Annotated in this window: 15 protein-coding genes; 8 read left to right on the top strand and 7 right to left on the bottom strand. The window is 72.5% G+C overall.

Annotated features, from left to right (window positions below):
• Window positions 1-12: 12 nt before the first annotated feature.
• Complete coding sequence (locus AB0C27_RS22270; RefSeq protein ID WP_357846808.1) at window positions 13-1350, top strand: O-acetylhomoserine aminocarboxypropyltransferase/cysteine synthase family protein; 1338 nt, start codon at window positions 13-15, stop codon at window positions 1348-1350.
• Window positions 1347-1829: a CoA-binding protein gene (locus AB0C27_RS22265; RefSeq protein WP_357846806.1), complete on the top strand. Its 483-nt coding sequence runs from the start codon at window positions 1347-1349 to the stop codon at window positions 1827-1829. The genes AB0C27_RS22270 and AB0C27_RS22265 overlap by 4 nt, the downstream gene beginning before the upstream one ends.
• Here AB0C27_RS22265 and AB0C27_RS22260 read toward each other — a convergent pair.
• The 4 genes from AB0C27_RS22260 to AB0C27_RS22245 form a co-directional block, all read right to left on the bottom strand.
• Window positions 1801-3210, bottom strand: coding sequence for a HAMP domain-containing sensor histidine kinase (locus tag AB0C27_RS22260; protein WP_357846804.1), 1410 nt, complete (start codon window positions 3208-3210; stop codon window positions 1801-1803). The two genes, AB0C27_RS22265 and AB0C27_RS22260, sit on opposite strands and share 29 nt — an antisense overlap.
• 157 nt (window positions 3211-3367) lie before the next feature.
• Window positions 3368-4744: a HAMP domain-containing sensor histidine kinase gene (locus tag AB0C27_RS22255; RefSeq protein WP_357846802.1), complete on the bottom strand. Its 1377-nt coding sequence runs from the start codon at window positions 4742-4744 to the stop codon at window positions 3368-3370.
• A 229-nt stretch (window positions 4745-4973) separates the two neighbouring features.
• On the bottom strand, window positions 4974-5708 hold the full coding sequence (locus AB0C27_RS22250) for a haloacid dehalogenase type II (RefSeq protein ID WP_357846800.1): 735 nt from the start codon (window positions 5706-5708) through the stop codon (window positions 4974-4976).
• Between the two features lie 8 nt (window positions 5709-5716).
• A complete protein-coding gene (locus tag AB0C27_RS22245) occupies window positions 5717-5854 on the bottom strand; it encodes a hypothetical protein (RefSeq protein WP_357846798.1) in 138 nt (45 codons plus the stop codon).
• Window positions 5855-6018: 164 nt separating this feature from the next.
• Between AB0C27_RS22245 and AB0C27_RS22240 the strand changes: the two genes are divergently transcribed.
• Genes AB0C27_RS22240 through AB0C27_RS22220 form a run of 5 tightly spaced genes read left to right on the top strand, consistent with a single transcriptional unit; the run spans window position 6019 to window position 9186 of the window.
• Entirely contained in the window at window positions 6019-6525 is a 507-nt protein-coding gene (locus AB0C27_RS22240; RefSeq protein WP_357846796.1) for a hypothetical protein, read from the top strand.
• Window positions 6522-6956 (top strand): S26 family signal peptidase, encoded by a 435-nt coding sequence (locus AB0C27_RS22235; RefSeq protein ID WP_357846794.1) that lies wholly within the window; start codon window positions 6522-6524, stop codon window positions 6954-6956. Before AB0C27_RS22240 ends, AB0C27_RS22235 begins: the two co-directional genes overlap by 4 nt.
• On the top strand, window positions 6946-8841 hold the full coding sequence (locus tag AB0C27_RS22230) for an ABC transporter ATP-binding protein (protein ID WP_357846792.1): 1896 nt from the start codon (window positions 6946-6948) through the stop codon (window positions 8839-8841). Before AB0C27_RS22235 ends, AB0C27_RS22230 begins: the two co-directional genes overlap by 11 nt.
• Window positions 8814-8975 (top strand): hypothetical protein, encoded by a 162-nt coding sequence (locus tag AB0C27_RS22225; protein WP_326630037.1) that lies wholly within the window; start codon window positions 8814-8816, stop codon window positions 8973-8975. Before AB0C27_RS22230 ends, AB0C27_RS22225 begins: the two co-directional genes overlap by 28 nt.
• 25 nt (window positions 8976-9000) lie before the next feature.
• Complete coding sequence (locus tag AB0C27_RS22220) at window positions 9001-9186, top strand: hypothetical protein (protein ID WP_346107550.1); 186 nt, start codon at window positions 9001-9003, stop codon at window positions 9184-9186.
• Between the two features lie 82 nt (window positions 9187-9268).
• Here the strand turns inward: AB0C27_RS22220 and AB0C27_RS22215 are convergent, their stop codons facing one another.
• Window positions 9269-10039 (bottom strand): BTAD domain-containing putative transcriptional regulator, encoded by a 771-nt coding sequence (locus AB0C27_RS22215; protein ID WP_357846789.1) that lies wholly within the window; start codon window positions 10037-10039, stop codon window positions 9269-9271.
• Between the two features lie 118 nt (window positions 10040-10157).
• On the opposite strand from AB0C27_RS22215, the gene AB0C27_RS22210 reads away from it, so the two are divergent.
• The gene (locus tag AB0C27_RS22210) at window positions 10158-10319 is read left to right on the top strand and encodes a hypothetical protein (protein WP_357846787.1); all 162 of its coding nucleotides are present in this window, start codon (window positions 10158-10160) and stop codon (window positions 10317-10319) included.
• A gap of 61 nt (window positions 10320-10380) precedes the next feature.
• On the opposite strand, the gene AB0C27_RS22205 is transcribed toward AB0C27_RS22210, so the two are convergent.
• On the bottom strand, window positions 10381-12069 hold the full coding sequence (locus AB0C27_RS22205) for an ABC transporter ATP-binding protein (protein WP_357846785.1): 1689 nt from the start codon (window positions 12067-12069) through the stop codon (window positions 10381-10383).
• Window positions 12062-23233, bottom strand: a complete 11172-nt coding sequence (locus tag AB0C27_RS22200; RefSeq protein ID WP_357846783.1) for an amino acid adenylation domain-containing protein — start codon at window positions 23231-23233, stop codon at window positions 12062-12064. The genes AB0C27_RS22205 and AB0C27_RS22200 overlap by 8 nt, the downstream gene beginning before the upstream one ends.
• Between the last annotated feature and the right edge of the window lie 16 nt (window positions 23234-23249).

Here is a 23249-nt window from a genome sequence, read left to right as displayed (position 1 = left end):
GAAGAGACGTTCGTGACCGACAAGCCCTCCCGTCAGGAACAGGCCCGCGCGTTCGGGTTCGAGACCCGCCAGCTGCACGCAGGGCAGCGGCCCGACCCCAACACCGGCGCCCGCGCGGTGCCGATCTTCCAGACGACCAGCTACGTCTTCGAGGACCCCGAGTCCGCGGCGGCCTACTTCAACCTCCAGGAATACGGCAACACCTACTCGCGGATCATGAACCCGACCGTCGCGGTGTTCGAGGAGCGCGTGGCCAACCTCGAAGGCGGCGCGGGCGCGGTGGCCTTCGCCAGCGGCATCGCCGCGCAGGCGGCCGCGCTCTTCACCCTGCTGGAGCCCGGCGACCACGTCGTCTCCTCCTCGGCTCTCTACGGCGGCACCGTCAACCAGCTCAAGCACCTGCTGCGCAAGATGAACGTGGAGCTGACCTGGGTCGATCCCGACGACCCCGAGGCGTGGCGGCAGGCGGTCCGCCCGAACACCAAGGCGTTCTTCGGCGAGACGATCGGCAACCCGGGCGGCAACGTGCTCGACATCGAGACCGTGGCGGCCATCGCGCACGAGCACGAGCTGCCGCTGATCGTGGACAACACGTTCGCCACGCCCTACCTGTGCCGCCCGATCGAGTGGGGCGCCGACATCGTGATCCACTCGGCGACCAAGTTCATCGGCGGCCACGGCACCAGCATCGGCGGCGTGGTCGTCGAGGCCGGCACGTTCGACTGGTCCAACGGGCGCTTCCCGGTGATCGCGGATCCGTCGCCCGCCTATCACGGGCTGCGCTTCCATGAGACCTTCGGCACGTACGGCTATCTGATGAAGCTGCGCGCCGAGACCCTGCGCGACCTGGGCGCGGCGCTCTCGCCGTTCAACGCCTTTCTGTTCCTGCAAGGGCTGGAGACGCTGTCGCTGCGGATGGACCGGCACGTCGAGAACGCGCGCACGGTGGCGGCGTTCCTGGAGGAGCACGAGCTGGCCTCGAACGTCACCTATCCCGGCCTGCCGGGCAGCAGGCACAAGGCGCTGGTGGAGAAGTACCTGCCGCTCGGCGCGGGCGCGGTGTTCTCCTTCGACTGCGCCGGCGGCCGGGCCGGCGGCCAGGGCCTCATCGGCGGCCTGACCATCTGGTCGCACCTGGCCAACGTCGGCGACGCCAAGAGCCTGGTCATCCATCCCGCCAGCACCACGCACCGCCAGCTCGGCGACGATGAGCTGCGCGCGGCCGGCGTCGGACCGGGTACGGTGCGGCTGTCGGTGGGCACCGAGTCCGTCGAGGACCTCATCTGGGATCTTGAACAGGGTTTCGCCCGCGTCGCCGCGACGATCGAGAAGAAGGTGGAGACGGCATGACCGATCTCGCTCGCTATCAGGACCCGCTGACGATCCAGCGCGTGCTCCACTCCACCAGGACGATCGCGATCGTCGGCCTGTCGGGCAACGAGCTGCGGGCCAGCTACTTCGTCGGCTACTACCTCAAGCGGCACGGCTACCGGGTGATCCCGGTGAACCCCCGCGAGAAGGAGATCCTCGGCGAGACCAGCTATCCGAGCCTGCTCGACGTGCCCGAGCCGGTGGACCTGGTGAACGTCTTCCGCGCGCCGGACGCGCTGCCCGGCATCGCCCGCGACGCCGTGGCGATCAAGGCGGGCGCAATGTGGTGCCAGTTCGGCGTGATCAACGAGGAGGGCGTCCGGATCGCCGAGGACGGCGGCGTTACGGTGGTCATGGACCGCTGCATCAAGGTCGAGCACGCCCGTTACGTGGGCCGGATGCACTGGCTCGGCTTCAACACCCAGCGCATCACGTCCGTCCGCGCGGGGCTGCAGTAACGGGTACGGCGGCCAGCGGCAGGCGCAGGACGAATCGGGCGCCGGCGGTGCTGTCCTCGACCCGGAGGGTGCCGCCGTGCGCATGGGCGATCTTCCTGGCCATCACCAGGCCGAGCCCGGAGCCGCCGGTGTTCCTGTCGCGGGCGGTGTCCAGGCGGGCGAAGCGCTGGAAGACGAGCTCGCGCTTGTCCGGTTCGATGCCGGGCCCGTCGTCGATCACCTCCAGCAGCGCCACGCCCATCGGGAAGCGCTTGGCGTCGTGCCCGGACGCCGGTTCGTGCGAGACGCGGACGGTGACGGTGCCCGCGGCGTGACGCTCGGCGTTGTCGAGCAGGTTGGTGAGCAGGCGGGAGAGCTGCGAAGGATCGCCGGTCACCACGACGCCGGGTTGCAGCGCGCAGTCGAACGCCTTGCGCCGGCCGGGCACGTCCCGGCACTTCGCGCTCACCAGCGTGGCCAGGTCGACCGGCTCGCCGTCGACGGGCTGCGCCGCCTCCAGCCGGGCGATGGCCAGCAGGTCGCCGACGATCGTCTCGATCCGGTTCACGCTGACCAGCACGGCCTCGCCCAGTTTTCGCACGGTGGTCTCCTCGGGCGCGACCAGGGCGTCCTCGACCTCGGCGCGGATCGCCGTGATGGGGGTGCGCAGCTCGTGCGAGGCGTTCGAGGTGAAGTTGCGCTGCTGCGACATCGCGGCGTGCAGGCGGGCCAGGGTCCGGTTCACGCTCTCGGCCAGGTCGTGGATCTCGTCGTGGGTCGGCGGCAGGGGCACCCGGCGCTGTGGAGAGCTCTCGCCGATCGCTTCGAGCTCCGCGCGGATGGTGTTCACCGGTCTGATCGCGGTGGTGACGATGCGATGGCCGAGGACTGTGATCGCCGCGGCCATCAGGGCGGCGGCGCCGAACACCGTCGCGGACAGCCACGGGGCGACGTAGAGCGGGATCGTGCGGCCGGAGCTGTAGACGACCCAGTCCTGTCCCGCGCGGTAGGCCGACTGCGCGACCACGAGCCTGCAGTCGCCGTCGGGGAACACGCCGCCGCAGACGACGTTGCTGGCCATGGCCTTGGGCAGGGGCGTGAAGTCGGCCATCGGCGGCTGACCACGCAGCCGCGGGGTCGAGGCGACGACCTTGCCCGTGGCGTCGACGACCTGCAGATCGCGGCCGTCCTCCTCGATTATGAGGGGGTGGACGCCGTCGTGCTCGATCTCGTGAGCCACCCGGCCGCCGTCCACGGCGATCTCGTTGATGTGGTCCTGCGTCACGTACTTGTGGATGGCGAGCATCACCGAGACGGCCAGCAGCGCCGACAGCAGCGTCGCCACCGCGCCCGCGAACACCGTGATGCGCGTGATGATCGACCAGTCTCGCCCAGCCCTCATGCGCCCAGTCGAGCACACGGGCCGTAGCGGGAGGTGCAGGCCGGGCCCCGGCGACGGCATGAAGCGAGTTAATACCTCGCCAAAAACTGGGAATGCATGTCATCTCGGTGCAAACCCGGAGGACATCGCCGCATCCACGGCGGGCCCAGGCGTGCCGTCAGCCGGCGTGCTCGTCCTTGGGGGCCGGTTCCGGCAACGGCAGGCGCAGCACGAACCGCGCTCCGACCGGGTCGTCCGCCACGGTGAGCGACCCGCCGTGGGCCTGGCACGTCTCCCTGCTGATGGCCAGGCCGAGCCCGGTGCCCCCGGGATCCAGGAGCTGCGCCTCCCGCAGCCGGACGAAGGTGTCGAAGACCCGCTCCCGGTCCTCGGGGGCGATGCCCGCGCCGTCGTCGTGCACGCTCACCACGGCCTGCCCGCCGTACTGCTCGACGGTGACGTCGATGCGTGATCTGGCGTGCCGCCGCGCGTTCGCCAGCAGGTTGGTCAGCACCCGGCAGAGCTGGATCCGTGAGCCCAGCACGATCGGGCGGTCCACCACCCGCAGCCGGACCTCGGCGCCGTAGCGGGGGAGCGCGGTCACCTCGAACTCCACCAGCTCGGCGAGGTCGAGCGGCTCGTACGCCGCAGGAAGGGCGCCAGTGACCCTGGTGTAGGCGAGCAGATCGTCGATGATCGCCTCAAGGCGTTCCGTGCTGCGCAACGTGTGCTGCAGGGTCAGGCGGAGGTCGGCGTCCTCCGGATACAGCAGCGCCTCCTCCAGTTGGGTGCGCAGAGCGGCGACCGGGGACCTCAGCTCGTGGGAGGCCATCGAGGCGAACCGGCGCTGCGCCCTCACCGCCTTCTCCAGCCGGTCGAGGTAGATGTTGGAGGTGCGGGCGAACTCGGCGATCTCGTCGTTGCCCGGCGGCTCCGGGACACGCAGGTTCAGGTCGCTCTCCGCGGCCTTGCGCATCTTCGTGCTGATCGCCCGTACGGGTTGCAGCGTCCTGCCCACCACCATCCAGGTGCTCCACGAGGCCGTCGCGGAGGCGAAGAGGACCGCGGCCACGATGCCGGCCTCCAGGTAACGCATGGCCAGGGCGGGCGGCTCCATCGTGCCCGCGTAGACGTAGTGCGGCTCGCCGCCGAACAGGGTGCTGGCCGCGCTGTCGTCCAGCCGCAGGATCGTGACCAGCAGGCACCTGCCCGACTCCCACGACGGGCAGGACTTGGTGTCCTGGAGGCGGTTGTCGTGCGACGGCCGGATCGTGCTCAGCGGCGGCTTGCCCGCCGCCGCGGCGTTGGACACCACCACGCGTCCCTTGGAGTCGACGAGCTGGAGGTACTTCGCGCGGGCGTTCGGCTTGGGCGACGGGATGTGACCGGGCCGCATCTCGGTGGCCCAGTCGACGATGGTCAGGCGCATGTCCTCGTTGAGGTCGGCCGCGACGGTGTTGCGCACGCCCAGGGAGACCAGCGCGCCGACCACCGTCAGGATCATCAGGAACAGCACGCCCACCGCGATGGTGTAGCGCACCCGGATGGAGTTCACGAACGGGCGGCGCCGCGGTCGGAGAGGAGAGCGTAGCCCGGCCATACGCTGACGGTATCCAGGACTTCTGATCCCTATGCGAATGCTTGTCCTAATATGACCAGTTGCGCAGCCGGGGATTGACGTTTCCGGGCGACGTCATGGCATGGCGTTCGGATCCGGCATACCTCCGGCATACCGCCGTCCACGACGCCCAGCCGGACTACATCTTCAAGGCGTTCGGGCGGGCTCAGCAGCCGAGCGCGTCGGCGAGCCCGTCGAAGCCGGTGAAGCCGGTGACGGCCAGGTCGCTGGTGGCGTCCTCGGCGCGGTCAGGGGCGCCGTGCGGCCCCTTCTCCAGCGGTCGCTCCACGAACGCGGTACGCAGCCCCGCCGCGCGTGCCCCGTCGAGGTCCCAGGCGTGCGCCGCGGTCATGAGGACCTGGCCCGGCTCCACGTCGAGCAGGTCGGCGGCGGTCAGATAAGGCGCGGGCAACGGCTTGTACGCCCGGGCCAGCTCGGCCGACACGACGCAGTCGAACGGCAGCCCCGAGTGGTGGACCAGGTTGGTCAGCAGCGCGAACCCGCCGTTCGACAGCGCCGCCAGCACGTACCGCCGGCGCAGGCGGGCCAGCCCCGTGGCCGCGTCCGGCCAGGCGGGCAGCCGGTGCCACACGCGGACCAGGCGCCGGCGGGCCGCCTCGTCGAACGCGTCGGCCACGCCGTGGAGCTCCAGCAGGTCGTCCAGCGACTCGCGGTGCAGCGTGTCGAGGTAGGCCCAGTCACGCTCGCCGCTGTTGACGGTCCGCATCGAGGGGACGTAGCGGCCCCTCCAGTCGTCGGCGAACCGGCCGCCGTCGATCGTGACGCCCTGCTCGGCGGCGATCAGGGAGACCTGCTCGGAGACGCCGGTGTACCAGTCGAAGGTGGTGCCGAAGATGTCGAAGGCGATCACGCGGACGTCGGCGGGGTCGAAATCGCTCATACAGCCCATCATGCGTCGCCGCCCCGGCCGAGTCGATCACCTGCCCGCGCGTTGCCGTCCTGCGCGTTGCCGTCCTGCGCGTTGCCGTCCTGCGCGTCGCCGTCCTGCGCGTCACCGGCCCGGCGCGTCACCTCCCCGCGCGTCACCGGCCCGGCGCGCCGCCTCCCTCTCGTGCGCCTCCGCGCGTCGTCCCCCTTCTTCCCGCCGGGCTAGCGGCGCGCGAGAGCCGGGCTAGCAGGGTCGTGAAATATCCAGATTCGCGGCCGGCGAAGCTCGCCGGGGCGTTGATGGACGGATCGGGGAGGGTGAGATGCAGTACCTGGTCGCCGCGGTCGTACTGGTCGGTCTGCTGGGCGTGCTGAACCTGCTGCTGACCGTCGGTGTCATCCGCCGGCTGCGCCGGCAGAGCGCGGCGTCGGCGGCGGACAGCCTGCCGCCCGGCACGCGGATCCCCCAGTTCGCCGCCACGACCACGAGCGGCGAGCCGATCTCCGACGAACTGCTCGGCACGCCCGCGCTGATCGGCTTCTTCTCGCACGGCTGCCGGCCCTGCGAGGACCTGCTTCCGCTCTTCGTGGAGCGGGCGCGCGGCACGTCGGACGCCGTGCTCGCCGTGGTCGTCTCCGCCCCTGGCGAGGACTCCGCCGCCGAGGCCGGGCTGCTCGCGGAGGTGGCGCGCGTCGTCACCGAGCCGCCTCAGGGGCCGCTTCAGACGGCGTTCGGGGTCAACGCCTTCCCGACCGTGCTCACGGTCGGCGCCGGCGACACGATCGTCACCAGCGGGCACGACCTGCCCGCCGCGGCGGGGGCGTCATGAGGTGGGCGTATCTGGCGGCGGCGGGCGCGGTCGCGGGGCTGGCCCTTATGGCCGTACGGCTGCGCAGGACGTACCTGGTGATCCGGGTGCACGGCGCCAGCATGGCGCCCACGCTCACCGACGGGGACCGGCTCCTGTCCCGGCGCACGGACCTGGCGGAGCTGCGCAGCGGGCAGATCGCGGTCGTGCTGAGCCCGCGCCCGACCGGCAGCAAGTACCTGATCAAGCGCGTCGCCGCCGTGCCCGGCGATCCGGTGCCCGAGCAGGTGAGGTGGGCCGTCGCCGGCGACGTCGTCCCCGACGGCAGGTTCGTGCTGATCGGTGACAACACCGAGGCCAGCTTCGACTCCCGCGAGCACGGCTACTTCCACGCCGCCGACCTGCACGCCGTCACCGTCAGGAAGCTGGAGAGGCAGCGGCATGGCCGCTGACGGGGCCCGGTTGGGCGCCGCCGCGCGTGAGGCGGTCGCCACCGGCTGGAACGCCGCCGCCGCTCCCATGATCGGGTACGCGGTCACCCTGCTGGGCACGGCCGCGGCGCCCGTCGCGGTGGCCTGGCTGACCAAGCTGGTCATCGACGGACTCACCGGCTCAGCTTCCCTGGCCGGGCTGCTCGGCCTCGCCGCGGGGCTGGCCGGCACCGGCGTCGCCGCCGCGATCCTGCCGCACTGCTCGCGCTACCTCGGCGGCCAGATCGGCCGCGCCATGGCGGCCACAACGACGGATCGGCTCTTCGCGGCCACGGCCCGCTTTCCCGGGCTGCGGCCGTTCGAGGACCCGCGCTTCCTCGACCGGCTGCGCCTGGCCCAGGAGGGCACGTCGCGCGCGGAGGGCATCGTCACCGAGGCGTTCGGCCTGGTCCGCTCCGCCGTCACCGTGATCGGCTTCGTCGGCTCGCTGCTGGTGATCAGTCCCGTCATGACGGTGGTCGTGCTGTGCGCGGCAGGGCCGGCCCTCGTGGCGCAGCTGAAGCTGTCGCGGCGGCGTACGGCGATGATGTGGCAGATCGGCCCGGCGGAGCGGCGGCAGCTCTTCTACAGCACGCTGCTGAGCACGATCGAGGCGGCCAAGGAGATCAGGCTCTTCAACGCGGGCGGATTCCTGCGCGGCCGGCTCATGGCCGAGCTGGCGACGGCGCACGCGGGCAAGCGGCGGATGGACAGGAAGGAGCTGTCGGCGGAGGGGGCGCTCGCCCTGCTGTCCGCCGTGGTGGCCGGGGGCGGGCTCGTCTGGGCCATCGCCGCGGCCCGCACCGGCACGCTCACCGTCGGGGACGTCTCGATGTTCACCGTCGCCGTCGTCGCGGTCCAGGGCGGACTCGACGCGCTGGTGACCGGCATCGCGGCGACCGACCACAACCTGCGCCTCTTCGGCCACTACGTGGCGGTGATCAGGGCCGAGCCCGACCTGCCCCCGCCGGCCGACCCCGCCCCGCTGCCGCCGCTGCGCCGGGGGATCGAGCTGCGCGACGTGTGGTTCCGCTACAGCGACGAACATCCCTGGATCCTGCGCGGCGTCGACCTGTATCTCCCGTACGGGGCCTCGGTCGCGCTCGTCGGCCTCAACGGCGCGGGCAAGAGCACGCTCGTCAAACTGCTCTGCCGCTTCTACGACCCGACCAGGGGAGCGATCCTCTGGGACGGGACCGACCTGCGCGACGTGCGGCCGGAGGAACTGCGGGAGCGGATCAGCGGCGTCTTCCAGGACCACATGGCCTACGACTTCTCCGCCCGCGACAACATCGGCGTCGGCGACGTCGGCGCGCGCGACGACCTTGGCCGGATCCGCGCCGCCGCGCGCAGGGCAGGCGTGGACGAGCTGCTGGCGGGCCTGCCGCGCGGCTACGACACGCTGCTCACCCGGATGTTCACCAGTGAGGAGGACCGCGCGGACGCCGCCACCGGCGTCGTGCTCTCCGGCGGCCAGTGGCAGCGGACCGCCCTGGCCCGGGCCTTCCTGCGCGACGGGCGCGACCTGATGATCCTCGACGAGCCGAGTTCGGGCCTCGACCCCGAGGCCGAGGCCGACGTGCACGCCCGGATGCGGCGGCACCGCGCGGGCCGGACCAGCCTGCTCGTCTCCCACCGGCTGAACACCGTGCGCGACGCCGACCTGATCGTCGTGCTGAAGGACGGGGCCGTCGCCGAGCGGGGCTCGCACGACGACCTCATGGCGGTGGACGGCGAATACGCCCGTCTCTTCCGCCTCCAAGCCCGCGGCTATCACGAGGTGCCTGACCGTGATGCCGCGCCCATGGAACCCGAGACGGGAGAGGAGGTGAAGAAGGAATGCTGGACAAGCTCATCGACCGGTTGATCCCGACCGTCAAGGCCGACGCCGCGTGCACCCCGAGGTGCGTGCAGATCAGCTACGACCCCAACACCGGCTGCTACAAGATGCGTTGCTACAACGCGGACTGCACCTACCGGACGGTCACTCTGTGCGAGTAAGACGTGGGAGGAAAGGTGGAGCAAGGTGAAACTCATCACCGACCTGGCTGACCGGATCGTCGCCTTCGTCGTGCCGTCCGGCGACGCGCAGGCCGCCTGCACCGCGCGGTGCATCGTCGTCAACACGACCTGTACCGGCAGCATCTGTTGCACCGTCTTCAAGTGCTGGAGGACGGACTGTTCCGTCTACACCAGGAAGCAGTGCGCCTGAGTGAGTAAAGGGAGCTGAGGGGAGGGCCTTCTGGCAGGCGCCGGCCAGAGGCGCTCCCCTTCGGCCCGTACCCGCCGCCGGGCTAGGAGGACGCGCCCCTGAGGATGGCCTGGTGGCGCCGGCGTAGCCGGTCGGCGGGTTCGATGCCGAGCTCCGTGCTGAGGATGTCCCGCATGCGCCGGTAGGCGGCCAGCGCCTCGGCGCGGCGGCCACGCCCGGCCAGGGCGCGCAGCAGCAGCTCCCACAGGGATTCGCGGAACGGATGGGCCTCGACCAGGCGCTCCAGCTCCGGGATGACGGAGTTGTGCAGGCCGAGCCGTAGTTCGGCCTCCGCCCGCAGCTCGGACGCGGTCAGGTGCATCGCGTCGAGGCGGCGGCGCTCGCACAGTACGGTCTCGACCTCGATCCCCGGCGCCAGCGGCCCGCGCCACAGCTCCAGCGCCTCGCGCAGCAGCTCGGCCGCCTCCGCCGCGCCGCCCGCGGCCAGCGCCTGCGACCCGCGGGCGAAGCGCTGCTCGAACGTCCTGACGTCCACCGCCCGGTCGGGGACGGTCAGGGTGTAGCCGTTCCCGAGTGTGACCAGCTCGACGCCGTGGCCGGCCAGCGGCGCCAGGGTGCGCCGCAGGCGGTAGACGTACGTCTGCAGGCTCGCCCGCGCGGTGGCCGGCAGCTCGTCCGGCCAGAGCTCCGTCATCAGCCGGTCCACGCTGACCACCCCGCCCGGCCGCAGCACGAGAACGGCGAGGATCGCCTGCTGCTTCGCGGCCCGTACGCTGATCGCCCGGCCCCCGCCGTCGACCACCGCCATGCGTCCTAACAGCTGGAACATCGTCTGGGTCATCGTCTGGGTCATCGTGCACCTCCGATCGGCATTCTGGTCGGGGCGAGTATGTTCCAGGTATGGCGGGCGCGCGGCGCCGTACCAGCCGGTCCCAAGTGATCCACAAGACGGGCCCGGTTGCATGATGCCCATGAGAACTCGTGTACGCCGCGCCGCGGCCCTGGCCCTCGTCGTCGCCACTGCCACCCTCACCGTCGGTATCACCAGCGCCCCCGCGCAGGCGATGCCGCCCGAGGGCTGGTACCGCTGCTACGTGCCGGGCTACGGCGCCATGTGGTGCCTCGACGTGTAGGTGGAACAAGCAGGCCGCCCTCCCCGCCAAGGGAGGGCGGCCTTTTCGCTTTATGGCGAGGTCAGCGGGCCACGGCCTGGCGGTAACCGGCATCGGTGCCGAGCAGGTCGCGGTGGGTGGCGTCGGCGGTGATGACGCCGCCGTCCAGGACGAGGACGCGGTCCGCGGCGTCGAGGAAGGCGGGGCTGCTGGTGATCACGACGGTGGTGCGGTCACGGCGGAGCCGGGCGAGGTTGCGCGCGATGAGCTGCTCCGTGACCGCGTCCACGGCCGTCGTCGGGTCGTGCAGGACCAGGATCTCGGCGTCGGCGGCGAGGGCGCGGGCCAGCGACAGCCGCTGGCGCTGCCCACCCGACAGGTTGGCGCCGCGGTCGCGGACGCCGTGGTCGAGGCCCTCCGGGTGGAGGGCGACGACGTCGGTCAGCATGGACGCCTCGACGGCCTCGGGCAGCAGGCCGGTGGTGCCGGATGGGTCGATGTTCGTGCGCAGGGTGCCCGCGAAGATCTCCCCGTCGTACGGGTTGACCAGCAGGTGTTCCCTGACCGCCTCGATCGACAGGTCCGCCGTCTCCTGCCCGCCGACCCGTACCACGCCCTCGTAGGCGCCGGGCGGGACGTGCACGGCCAGGATCGCCGCGAGGTCGGCCGCCGCCTGCGCCTGGTAGGCGGCGATGGCCACGAACTCGCCGGCGGCCACGTGGAACTTCACCTCGCGCAGCGATCCGTACCGGACGCCGTCCACCTCCAGGCCGCCGCCGGCGGACGGGCGCCGCGTGCCCGGGGTCGTCACCGGGCGCGCGGCCAGCACCAGCGCCATCCGCTCGGCCGACGCGCGCGCGATCATCACGTATTTCGGCATCTCCGAGAACAGCCTGAGCGGCTCCATGATGAACTGCGCCAGCCCCACCGCCATGACCAGCTCGCCGATGCCGATCCGGCCCTCGAACGCGAGCCAGCCCGCCGTCAGGGTCACCGCGGCGGCCAGGGCCGCGTTGAGCGCCAGCGCGACGCCGGCGTACGCGCCGTTCACCCTGGCCACGGTGATCGCCTGGCTCTTCGCCTCCGTGCTGACCTTCCGGTACGACCGGAACGCCGCGTAGTTGCCGCCGAAACCGTGCAGCGGGCGAAGTCCGCTGATCAGGTCGGCCACCTTCGCCCCTGCCCGCGCCACCCTGGCCTGCTGCTCCCGGGTGCTCGCGCCGATACGTTTCGACATCACGCTCAGGATCGACAGGATCGCGACCGTGCCGACGATGACCAGCAGGCCGAGCCGGACGTCGGCCAGGCCCAGCGCGACCGCCGTGATCAGCACCGCGACCAGCGAACTGATCAGCAGCGGCACCACCTCGATGATGTCGGCGGTCTGGTCGGCGTCCTCGGTCGCGATGGTCAGGACCTCGCCGGACTTCAGTCCGGTGTCCCTGGCCACCGGCTGCAGCGCGCAGGCCGCGACCCGCACCCGCCAGCGGTGGGCCTCGGTCGTGTTGGCCTTCTGCAGCACGCGCATGCCGAACCGCCACGACAGCGACACGGTGGTGATGATCACCGCCAGTGCCGCGATCGACAGGCCGAGCCGGCCCACGTCGCGCTCGCGCATCGTGTGCTCGACGATCAGGCCGAGCGCGATCGGGAAGGCGGTCTCGCCGGCCTGGTAGAGGCCCATGAGCAGGGTGCCGCCCGCCATGGCGCCGAGGTTGCGCCGCAGCGTGGTCCGCAGGATCCCCGCGCGGGAGGCCGGTTCGTCAGTCATCGAGGTGCCGGGCGATCGCTTCTGGCGTACGCAGGGCGTACAGGTCGCGGATGGTGATCCTGGGGCCGTACTCGCGGCGGAGCAGCCCGACCAGCCGCACCGCCAGCATGGAGTGTCCTCCGAGGGACAGGAAGTCGCTCACCGCGCTCACCTCGTCATCATCCAGGTCCAGGGCCTCGGCGAAGAACTCGCACACCGTGATCTCGGTCTCGGTCGCCGGCCGTCGCTCGCCCGCCGTGCTCAGCGCGCCCAGGGGCTTGGCCTCGGGCAGCGCCTTGACGTCGGCCTTGCCGTTCACGGTCAGCGGGATCGCGGCCACCTCGGCGTAGTGGGTGGGCCGCAGGAAGTCCGGCAGCCCGGCGCCCACCTCGGCGGCGACCTCCGCCAGGTCGGAGCCGTCCAGCACGAGGTAGGCGGCCAGCCGGTACGCGCCGTCCACCTGCGGGTCCGGCTGGGCGACCGCGGCGGCGAACCGGACCGCGGGATGCGCGGTGAACGCGGCCTCGACCTCGCCCGGCTCGACCCGATGGCCGCGGATCTTGACCTGCTGGTCGGTGCGGCCCAGGTAGGCGAGGTTCCCGTCCGGCCGGCGGAGCACGAGGTCGCCGGTGCGGTACATGCGCTCGCCCGGCTCACCGTACGGGCAGGCGACGAACCGGTGCGCCGTCTGACCGGGTTGCCCCAGGTAGCCACGGGCGATGCCGACGCCCGACACGTACAGCTCGCCGGGCACGCCGTCCGGCACGGGGCGCAGCCACGGGTCCAGCACGTACACGTCGGTGTTGTCGATCGGCACGCCCACCACCGGGTCCTGGCACTCGAACGTGCCGACGCCCAGGGTGTTGATCGTGTACTCGGTCGGGCCGTACAGGTTGTAGCCGACCGTGCCCTCCGTCTCGTCGAGGCGCTGCCACAACGCCGGCGTGACCGCCTCGCCGCCGAGCAGCACCAGCGGCGGCCGCCGTCCCGGGTCGTCGAGCAGCCCCTCGGCCACCAGTTGCTGCGCGTAGGTGGGGGTCACGTTGACGACGTCGATCGTGTGCCGCAGGCAGTACTCGACCAGCCGGGGCGCGTCGCGGCGCAGTTCCTCGTCGCAGATGTGCACCTCGTGGCCGTCGGCGAGCCAGAGCAACTCCTCCCACGACATGTCGAACGCGAACGACACGGTGTGCGCGATCCGGAAGATGCGGTGCCCGTGCTCGGCCAGGACCGGCCCGAAGATCCGGCGCTGGTGGTTGATCAGCATGTTCGTCAGCCCGGCGTACTCGGTGACCACGCCCTTGGGGCGGCCGGTCGAGCCCGAGGTGTAGATGACGTACGCGGGGTGGCGCAGGCGGTCGGGGTCGTCCGGCGCGAACGTGGTGACCGGCTCGGCCTCGGGCAGCGGCCGATCCAGCTCGATCAGCTCGGCTCGCGGCCTCGGCCGGTCCAGTTCGGTCGGCTCGGGTTGCGGCCGGTCCGGCTCGGTCGGCTCGCCGCCGGTGGCCGAGCAGCCGGTCAGGCGGGGGGAGACGGCGCTCACGGTGAGGATCACGTCGGGGCGGGCGTCGGCGACGATCGCGGCGATCCGCTCGTCCGGATGGTCCAGCTCCAGCGGCACGTACGCGGCCCCGACGCGCAGCACCGCGAACAGCGCCACGATCGAGTCGAGCGAACGCGGGATCGCCAGGCCCACGGTCCTGTCCGGGCCGAGCCCGCGCGCGGCGAGCACCCCAGCCACGGCCCGGCTGCGCTCCTGGAGCTGCCCGAACGTCATCGTCCTGCCGTCGGCGACGAGCGCGACCCGCTCCGGGTTGCGCTCGGCCGCCCGGTCGAACCGGTCGACCACGGTGTCGGAGCCGACGTCCGTCCGCGGGCCCCGCTCCGGCTCCGCCCCGAACCCGGGCAATCCGCCCACGGGCCCGGTCGCGCGGGCCACGTCGCCGAGCACGCGCAGATAGTCGTCGAGCAGGGCGTGGGCTCGCTCGGTGTCGTCGTCGCGGTACTCCAGCTTGATCGTGAACCGCTCGCCCGGCGTCACTACCCAGGTGAACGGGTAGTGCGTGGAGTCGTCGGCGCGGACCGAGGTGATGCCGTGGCGGGCGTTCATCGCGGCCAGCGCGTCCAGGTCGAGGAAGTTCTGCAGCACGAAGAGGTTGTCGAACAGGGTGTCGTGCCCGCCGGCCCGCTGGATCTCGCCCAGCCCCAGGTGCTCGTGCTCCATCGCGGCGACCCTGGCCGCCTGCACGCCTTCCAGGTATTCGCCCACGCTCTCGTACGGGCGGGGCCGCGTCCACATGGGCACGGTGTTGAGCAGCACGCCGACGATGCCGTCCAGCCCCTCGCCCTCGCGGCCCGAGACGGTCACCCCGAACACGGCGTCACCACGGCCGGTGTGTGCGCCGAGCAGCAGGCCGAACGCGCCGGTCAGCAGCGAGTTCAGGGTGACGGCGTGGGTCCGCGCCGCCTCCCGCAGCAGGTCCGACTGCTCGGCGGAGAGCGTGTGCACGAGCTGTCGCGGCAGGGCGTCCGTCAGGGACGGCGTGGGCCCGGCCAGGAGCGTCGGTCCTGGCAGCCCGGCCAGGTGCTCGGCCCAGAACCGCCGCGACGGATCCGGATCCCTGGCGTCGAGCGCGCGGGCGTGCTCCTCGAAACTCGGCGTGGCCGGGACCGGGTTCAGCGGCTCGCCCGCGAGGGCCGCCTCGTAGGCGTCGAACAGGTCGCGCAGCACGATCTCCCGCGACCAGCCGTCCCACAGCAGCAGGTGGTAGCTCAGCAGCAGACCGTCCCGGCCGTCCGGCCGCCGCACCACGGTGAGCCGGATCAGCGGTGGCTCGCCCGGGTCGAAGCCGGTGTCGCGATCCCTGGCGCACAGGGCCTCGACCTCGGCGTCCGTCGTCAGGGAGATCGTCCGCACGCCGACCCGCCGACCGGCCGCGAGCACCTGGACGGGGTTCCCGGCCGCGTCGGTGGTGAAGCCGGCGCCTGTGACCGGGTGCCGGGCGATCACGTACGCCATCGCCTCGGCCAGGGCGCCGGGGTCGAGCCGCCGGTCGAAGGTGAAGTAGTTCTGCGCGACGTAGTGGCCGGCCGGGCCCGCGAGCTGGGCCTGGAAGAACAGGCCGCGTTGCAACGGGGTCACCGGGGCCGTCCGCTCGGCCGTCGCGGCGGCGTCCGCGATCCGCTCCAGCGCCTGCCGCCAGTGTCCGACGATCTCGCCCGGTACGGCGTCGGCCAGGGTGAAGGTGGCCCGCAGGGTGCCGGTGGCCGCGTCGATCCAGGCGTTGACCTCGACCGCGTACGGGCTGCCCTGGTCGCCGCCGGTGATGGGGAGCGCCTGGGACTCGGTGGCCCGGCCGAGATAGTTGAACAGCACCTGCGGGCGGGCGGTCAGCAGCGGGGCCGTCTGCGGGTTGAGGTACCTGAGCCGGCCGTAGGCGATGTGATCGGACTCGTCCGGCTGACGCTCGGTGACCTCGCGCGCCGCGGCGACGGGGTCGGTGTGCGGGGTGAGCCGTACGGGGGCGATGGCGGTGAACCAGCCGACCGTGCGGGCGTAGTCGTGCTGGTCGCCCGCTGGGACGCGGCCATGGCGTTCCAGCTCGATCGCCAGGTCGGTGGGGGCGGGCTGGACGCGCGTCAGCGCGGCACGCAGCGCACCGCACAACAACTCGGTGAGCCCGAGCCCGAGCGCGGCGGGCGCGGTACGGGTCACGGCGGTGGTCAGCTCGGGCGGGAGCTCCACGGTGGTGTCGCGCAGACTTTCCGGCTTGGGCAGTAGTGGGGGCGCCTGGAGTGTGGTGATCCAGCGGTCGAGGGTGCCGACCGCCTGGGCCTGGGTGGCTCCCGTGGCCAGGGCGTCGGCGTAGCCGGCGTAGGAGGTGGTCGGCGGGGTGAGCGGTGTGCCGCGCAGGGCGGCGGCCAGGTCGTCCAGCAGGATCAGCCAGGACACCGCGTCGATGGCCAGGTGGTGCACGACGATCACCAGCGTCCGGCTCGCCGCCTGCCACGCGAACGCGACCACCTCCCCGGCCTCGGGATCGAGCCGCCCGGCCAGCTCGTCGGCCACGGCCGCCGGGTCGGCGGCTGCTTGCGGGTGGGTGACGGTGACCGTGCGGGGCGGGTCGGTGCGCAGGCTCCACACGCCGTGCTCGGTACGCAGCCGCAGCCGGAGGATCGGATGCGCGGCCACGACGGCGTTCGCGGCGCGTTCGACGTCCTCGAACCGGGTGCCCTCGGGCGCCACCAGCGTCCTGGCCTGGGCGAACCTGGCCAGTGAGCCGCCCAGCTCCCGCTGGCGCAGGATGATCGGCGTGGGCGTCAACGGGCCGTCCTCGTGGCGGACGGGTGCCGTGACCTGCGGGGTGCGGGTGCGGACGTGTCCGGCGAGCGCGCGCGGGGTTCTGAGCAGGAACACGTCGCGCGGGGTGATCGGCAGGCCGAGCGCCCTGGCCCGGTTGACCACGGTGATGGCGACGATGCTGTCCCCACCGGCGACGAAGAAGTCGGTGTCGGCATCCGCGTCCACGCCGGGAAGCGCCTCACCGAAGACCCCGACCAGCGCGGCCAGCGCATCGTCACCGACGGGCACGGTCCCATCGAGGGCGGACGCGGGCTGGCCGAAGGAAGACGTGGGGCTGCCGAGGGTGGGGATCGTTCCGTCGAGGGCAGACGCAGGTCGGCCGTTCACGAGCGTGGTGGGGAGGTCGTCCCATGCGCCGCCGGTCGCGTACGTTCCGGCGTCGGTCAGAGCCGCGCGTTCGGTCAGGGCCGCGCGGTCCAGCTTGCCGTTCACCGTCAGGGGAAGGGCGTCCACGCGCAGCACCCGGCCGGGCACCATGTGCGCGGGCAGCTTCGACGACAGGGACGCCGTGAGGTCGTCGGACACCTGCCCCACCACGTGGGCCACCAGATGGTCGCCGCCGGCCGCCACGGTGACGGCCACGTCCACGACGCCGTCCAGCTCCCTGATCGCCGACTCCACCTCACCCAGCTCGATGCGGAAGCCCTTGAGCTGCACCTGGTCGTCGGCCCGCCCGACGAACTCCAGCTCGCCGTCGATCGTCCGCCGGGCCAGGTCACCCGTGTGGTACATACGGGACCCGTCACCCGCGAACGGGTCGGCCACGAAGCGGCTAGCCGTGAGCTCCGGCCGGCCCAGATAGCCCAGCGACACCTGGTCGCCCGCGACGTAGATGCCGCCCACCCGGCCCGGCGGCACCGGACGGAGCCGGTCGTCGAGCAGGTACGTGGTCAGGCCGGGGATCGGGCCGCCGATCGGGCTGACGTCCCCGGCGGTGAAGTCGTCGCCGGTCAGCACCCGGTGGGTGACGTGCACGGTGGTCTCGGTGATGCCGTACATGTTGACCAGCTCCGGCGAGGCGGTGCCGTACCGCTCGACCCAGCCGCGCAGCCGTCCCAGGTCGAGCGCCTCGCCACCGAAGATGATCCGGCGCAGCGACGTGACGGGCTCGCCGGCGTGCCGGTCGGCCTCGGCGAACTGGTAGAAAGCGGACGGGGTCTGGTTCAGCACGGTCACCCCGCGCTCGCGGACCAGCCGGTGGAAGTCGAGCGGGGAGCGGGTCAGTGCGTACTCAGGCAGCAGCAGCTCACCGCCGTACGCGAGTGCGCCCCACAGCTCCCACACTGCGAAGTCGAACGAGAAGGAGTGGAACTGCACCCAGACGTCGTCCGGACCGAACTCCATGTCGGGCTGGGTGCCGGCGAGCAGGGCCACCACGCTGGAGTGCGGCACGACGACGCCCTTGGGCCGGCCGGTCGATCCGGAGGTGTAGATCACGTATGCCGGGTCGTTCCAGTCGACTTCGACCTCGGCCTCGGCGGTGTCTGACGGCGGCTCGCCGTCCAGCGTGAGCAGCCGGGCCGGCGATCCCGCTCTGGCCGCCAGCTCGGTGAATCGCTCCTGTTCCGCCCCGTCCACGAGGACGACCTTCGGGGCGGCGTCGGCGAGCACGTACGCCAGCCGTTCGTTTGGATACGCCAGATCCAGCGGCACGTACGCGCCGCCCGCGCTGACGACCGCGATCAGGGCGACGACCTGCTCCAGCGAGCGCGGGACGGCGACCGCCACCCGCTCGCCAGGCCGAACCCCGGCCGCGCGCAGCGCCGCCGCCAGCTCGTCCTTGGCCGCGGCCAGCTCGCCGTAGGTCATCGACCGGGTGCCGCCGTCGAGCGCGCACTGGGTGACGGCGGTGGCGGCCGGATCACGGCGCGCGGCGGCATCGAACAGGCCCCCCAGCGTCACCGGCGCGGTCCGCTCGCCCGGGGTCACCGGCCGGATCATCCCAGCAGCGTGCGGCGAAGGGCCGGTCGCGGCCACGGTGACCGGGTCGTCCGGGCGGGTGAGGACGCCGGTCAGGGCGCGGCTGAAGGTCAGCAAAATCGCCCGTGCCCGCGACTCCCGCAGCAGCTCCCCGTCGTAGATCAGGTTGAACCGCGCCCGCCCGCCAGGCTCCCGCTCGACCACCAGCGTCAGCGGGTAATGCGGTGCGCCCTCGTTCACCAGGTCGCTGATGACGAACTCGTCCCCGGGCCGGCGCAACGCCATCACGTCCGTCGGCACGTCGAAGACCACCAGGGTGTCGAACAGCGTCCCGCTCCCGGCCAGGCGGCCGATCCTGGTCAGGGAGACGTGCTGGTGCTCCAGCACCGCGCTCTGGTGCTCCCGTACCGAGGCGAGCAGGTCGCGCGCCGTCGTACCGCGCTCCCACCGGGCCCGTACGGGGATCGTGTTGATGAGCAGCCCCACCATGTCCTTGATGCCTGGAACGTCCGCGTCGCGCCCGGAGACCGTGGAGCCGAAGACCACGTCCCGCCCCTGGAGGATGCCGCCCAGCGTCACCGCCCACGCGCTGTGCACGGCGACGCTCAGCGGCACGCCCGCCGCACGCGCGGCGGCGTCGATGTCGCTGTCCAGCGAGGCAAAGAGCTCTCCGGAGGTATCGACGCCGGTCTCCGCGAACCGGCCCGACGGGGTGTGTCCCTCGGCGACCAGCGACGGGCCGGGCAGCCCGGCGAGCTGCTCGCGCCACACCCGGTCGCTCTCGTCGCCGTCACGCGCCGCGAGCGCCCGCACATGCCCAGGGAAACCGTCCCGTACGTGCACACTCCCCGGCGCGTGGTACTCGGCCAGCAAAGCGCGCAGCATCGGCGGCACCGACCAGCCGTCGGCGACGATGTGGTGCACGGTCTGCACCAGAACGCTCCGCCCCGGCCCGGTACGGACGAGGGTGTAGCGCATCAGCGGCCCCTCAGCCAGGTCGAACCCGGCGCGGCGGTCACGTTCGGCCAGGTCGCGCAGCTCGTCGCCGCTGATCCCCGGACGATCGAGCGTGCGGAACGGTGCCGTGACGCCGCTCTCCAGCACCGAGACCACGCGCCCGTCGGCGAGGGCGACGAACCGGGCGGCCAGGTTCGGGAAGAGCGCGAGCAGCCGGTCGGCCGCCGCCGCGAGCCGGACGGCGTCCACCTCGCCGTCGAGCGTCAGGATCTGCTGCTCGACGTAGCTGCCGGCCGAGTCGTCGTCGAAGACCGAATGGAAGTACAGACCCTCCTGCAGTGGCGTCAGCGGCAGGACGTCGAGCAGCGCCGGGCCGTCGAGGGCGTCCACGTCGGCCTGCGTGAGGGCGACGGCGGCGAAGTCGCTGGGGGAGTGGCCGCCCGTGTCGAGCGCGGCCAGCCCGGTCAGGGCGTGCAGGAAGTACCCGCCGATGGTGGCGACGTCCTCGTCGGTGAACATGCCGTCCGGCCACGAGATGCTGGTGACCAGCTCGTACGCGCCCGTCGGCCCGGGTTCGGCGATGGCGTTGAACTCCAGGGCGCGCGGCAGCCGCATCTTCGGATCGCGCTTCTCGCCCAGTTGCCCGGTGGCGCCGGCGAGCTGCCAGTCCCCGGGGGTGCCGGCGTCGTAGCGTCCCAGGTAGTTGAAGAGCACCTGCGGCGCGGGCGCGTCGAACGCGGCGCCGGCCAGGTAGCGCAGGGCCCCGTAGGAGACCCCGTTGTCCGGTACCCGGGCGAGGTCCTCCTTGACCGCCTTGAGCGCGGCCGACAGGTACGCGGGCGCGGTGAGGTCGGCCGCCGCGCCCGGGTCCACGGTCACCGGGAACAACGTGGTGAACCAGCCCACCGTCCGCGACAGGTCGGGCTCGAACCCGGCGGCGCCGGCCACGAACCCCGCCTCGCGGCCGTGCCCTTCGAGCTCGATGTGCGCGAACGTCTGCTCCTGCCCGAGATCGCGCCGCCACCGCGCGAGGGCGACGGCCAGCGCGGTCAGCAGGACGTCGTTGACCCCGGCGTGGAACCTGGCGGGCACCTCGCCGAGCAGCGCCGCCGTGACCTCGGGGCCGGCCGTGACCGTGCGCACCCGTTCCCTGGCGACGACGTCGGACCCGGCGAGCGGACGCCGGCCGAGCGGGCGGTCGGGACCCGGCAGGGGACGCTGGAAGTAGCCGGGATCGGCCTCGGACGCGGCCCGTTCCAGCAGGTGCGCCCAGCGCCGGAACGAGGTGCCCACCGGCGGCAGCTCGACCGGCGCGCCCGAGGCGAGCTGCCGCCGCCCCGTGGCCAGGTCGTCCATCAGCACCCGCCACGAGACGCCGTCGATCACCACGTGGTGGGCGACCAGCACCAGTTGCCGGGACGCGCGCCGCCACACGGCCCGCAGCATCACGCCGTCGTCCGGGCTCAGCCCGGCGGTGGCGAGCTCCACGCACCCGTCGAGCGGCCGGTCGCTCTCCTCCCAGCTCGCCACGGCCGTGTCCGGCTCGGGCACGTCGAACCCCCACGGCTCCTCGCGGACCAGCCGGGCGCGCAGCATGTCGTGCCGCCTGACCAGGGCGGTGAGCAGCTCGCCGAGCGCGTCGGCGGTGAGCCCGTCGGGGGTGTTGAGCACCACGGACTGCACGAAACCGTCGATCGCGTCCGTGGTGCCGGCGAGCCAGCGCACGATGGGCGTCCCCGCGAAGGGGCCGGTCGCGACGTCCTCAAGGTCCGCTGACGCGGCCTCGGCCGGGGTGGCCACCGCGGCCAGCGCTCCCACGGTGAGGCTGGTGAAGATCTGCGTCGCGGTGACGTGCAGGCCCGCGTCGCGCAGCGTGCTCATCAGGGAGATCGCCATGAGGCTGTCGCCGCCGAGCCGGAAGAAGTTCTGGTCGGGGCCGACCTCCTCCAGCCGCAGCACGGAGGCGACGGCCGCGCACACGACGCGCTCGTTCTCGGTGGCGGGCGCGGCGACCGAGCCGGTACGCAGCTCCGGTTCGGGCAGGGCGGCGCGGTCCAGCTTGCCGTTCGCGGTGAGCGGGAACTCCTTCAGCACGACGAGGTGGGCCGGCACCATGTACTCGACCAGGTGCTCGGCGGCCCACGCCCGGACCTCGTCGGGACTCAGGTCGCCGGCGCCCGAGACGGGGATGACGTATCCGACCAGGTAGGTGCCGCCGGCCGCGTTCTTCCTGGCGACGACGCAGGTGTGCCGGACGCGGGGGTGCTCGGCCAGGCCGATCTCGACGTCCTCGATCTCCAGCCGCATGCCGCGGATCTTGATCTGGTTGTCGGCCCGGCCGAGGAAGTCCAGCGACCCGTCGGGAGCGAAGCGGGCCAGGTCGCCGGTGCGGTACAGGCGGGAGCCGTCGCCGGCGAACGGGTTGGCCACGAAGCGGGAGGCGGTCAGGCCGGGCGCGTTGACGTAGCCGCGGCCGAGCAGGAAGCCACCCACGTACAGCTCGCCGCCGACGCCGACGGGGACCGGGCGCAGCTCGTCGTCCAGCACGTACAGCTCGGTGTTGGGGTTGGCCTTGCCGATCGAGGTGGACAGCCGCTCGGCGGCGCCCCGGTAGATCACGTGCGAGACGCCGATCGTCGTCTCGGCCGGGCCGTAGCCGTGGTACATGGGGATGTCGAGCCGGGTGCGGAAACGTTCGTACAGGTCGGGGGTGAGCACCTCGCCGCCGCACCACACGTGCCGCAGGCTGTCCAGCCGCCCCGAGCCGCCCTCGATCTCCAGCAGCACGTCCAGCATGGACGACACGAGGTAGGTGAACGTGACGCGCTGCTCGGCGATCACGCTCAGCAGGTGGTGCGGGTCGCGCTCGCCGCCCGGCCGCAGCACCACCAACCGGCCGCCGCACACCAGCGGCAGGAAGATCTCGTTGATGGAGATGTCGAACGACAGCGGCGCCTTGAACAGCGACGCGTCGTCATGACCGAAACCGAGGATCTCACGGCTCTGCCACAGCAGCCGCTCGCTGATCGCCTCGTGCCGGATCATCGCGCCCTTGGGCCGCCCGGTCGAACCGGAGGTGAAGATCACGTACGCCAGCGCGGGGCCGGGAATGTCCATCTCGGGGTCTTTGGCCGGGTATGCGCCGAACCGCCACGCGTCGAGATCGACGGCCACGGCCTCCGGCTCGCCCGCCGCGCCCGTGCCGGAGGCGTCGAGCTGCAGCACCACGCCGGCGTCCTCGATCACGACCGCCCGGCGCGCGGCGGGCCAGCGCGGGTCGAGCGGCACGAACGCGCCCCCGGCCTGCAGCACGGCCAGCAGGCCGAGCACCATCTCGGCGGAGCGGTCCAGCGAGACGCCGACGATCTGCTCGGCGGTGAGGCCGCGTTCGATCAGGTGGTGGGCGAGCTGGTTGGACAGGGCGGCCGCCTCGCGGTAGGTCAGCGACCGCCGCTCGTCCACGATGGCGACGGCGTCGGGCCTGGTCCTGGCCTGCTCGCGGAACAGCTGCACGATGGTGGGGCGCTCCCTGCCGGCCCTGGTGTCGTTCCACCTGGCCAGGGTCTCCAGCCGGGCCGCCACGCTGGAGGGGCCGATGGTGCCGAGCGGCCGGTCGGGGAAGTCGGCCAGGTCGTCCAGCGCCAGTTGCGCCTCGGCCGGGTCCACGCCGCCGGGCACGGCGATGCTCCGGCCGTCCGCGCCGACCTCCCACCCCGCGAGACCGCCACCGCTGGTCTCCCCGCCCGCGTCCGCCCAGTCGAGGAGGTCGGTGAACGGGGTCGCGGGGGTGAGTTCCAGCTGGTCGGGGCGCTGGCCGGTGGCCCAGTAGGCGAGTCCGGCGGCGCAGGCCAGGGTGATGGTCCTGTCGGAACGGTCACCGGTCCGCCGGCGCACGTCGGCCAGTCGTGCGGGAGAGAGCGATACGAGACGAGGGCGCGCTTCCATCAGCCATCCTTCGATA

The sequence above is a fragment of the Nonomuraea sp. NPDC048882 genome (assembly GCF_040649755.1).
GTDB classification, from domain to species: domain Bacteria; phylum Actinomycetota; class Actinomycetes; order Streptosporangiales; family Streptosporangiaceae; genus Nonomuraea; species Nonomuraea maheshkhaliensis.
Note: the sequence above shows the minus strand (reverse complement) of the source record. Positions and strands in the feature narration are given on the sequence as shown.

What these genes read in the sequence shown, in the direction of transcription:
- AB0C27_RS22250 (WP_357846800.1), bottom strand. Translation starts at nt 5,708, where the DNA reads ATGAGCGATTTCGACCCCGCCGACGTCCGCGTGATCGCCTTCGACATC.
- AB0C27_RS22200 (WP_357846783.1), bottom strand. Translation starts at nt 23,233, where the DNA reads ATGGAAGCGCGCCCTCGTCTCGTATCGCTCTCTCCCGCACGACTGGCC.
- AB0C27_RS22215 (WP_357846789.1), bottom strand. Translation starts at nt 10,039, where the DNA reads ATGACCCAGACGATGACCCAGACGATGTTCCAGCTGTTAGGACGCATG.
- AB0C27_RS22240 (WP_357846796.1), top strand. Translation starts at nt 6,019, where the DNA reads ATGCAGTACCTGGTCGCCGCGGTCGTACTGGTCGGTCTGCTGGGCGTG.
- AB0C27_RS22210 (WP_357846787.1), top strand. Translation starts at nt 10,158, where the DNA reads ATGAGAACTCGTGTACGCCGCGCCGCGGCCCTGGCCCTCGTCGTCGCC.
- AB0C27_RS22205 (WP_357846785.1), bottom strand. Translation starts at nt 12,069, where the DNA reads ATGACTGACGAACCGGCCTCCCGCGCGGGGATCCTGCGGACCACGCTG.
- AB0C27_RS22235 (WP_357846794.1), top strand. Translation starts at nt 6,522, where the DNA reads ATGAGGTGGGCGTATCTGGCGGCGGCGGGCGCGGTCGCGGGGCTGGCC.
- AB0C27_RS22230 (WP_357846792.1), top strand. Translation starts at nt 6,946, where the DNA reads ATGGCCGCTGACGGGGCCCGGTTGGGCGCCGCCGCGCGTGAGGCGGTC.
- AB0C27_RS22260 (WP_357846804.1), bottom strand. Translation starts at nt 3,210, where the DNA reads ATGAGGGCTGGGCGAGACTGGTCGATCATCACGCGCATCACGGTGTTC.
- AB0C27_RS22225 (WP_326630037.1), top strand. Translation starts at nt 8,814, where the DNA reads ATGCTGGACAAGCTCATCGACCGGTTGATCCCGACCGTCAAGGCCGAC.
- AB0C27_RS22265 (WP_357846806.1), top strand. Translation starts at nt 1,347, where the DNA reads ATGACCGATCTCGCTCGCTATCAGGACCCGCTGACGATCCAGCGCGTG.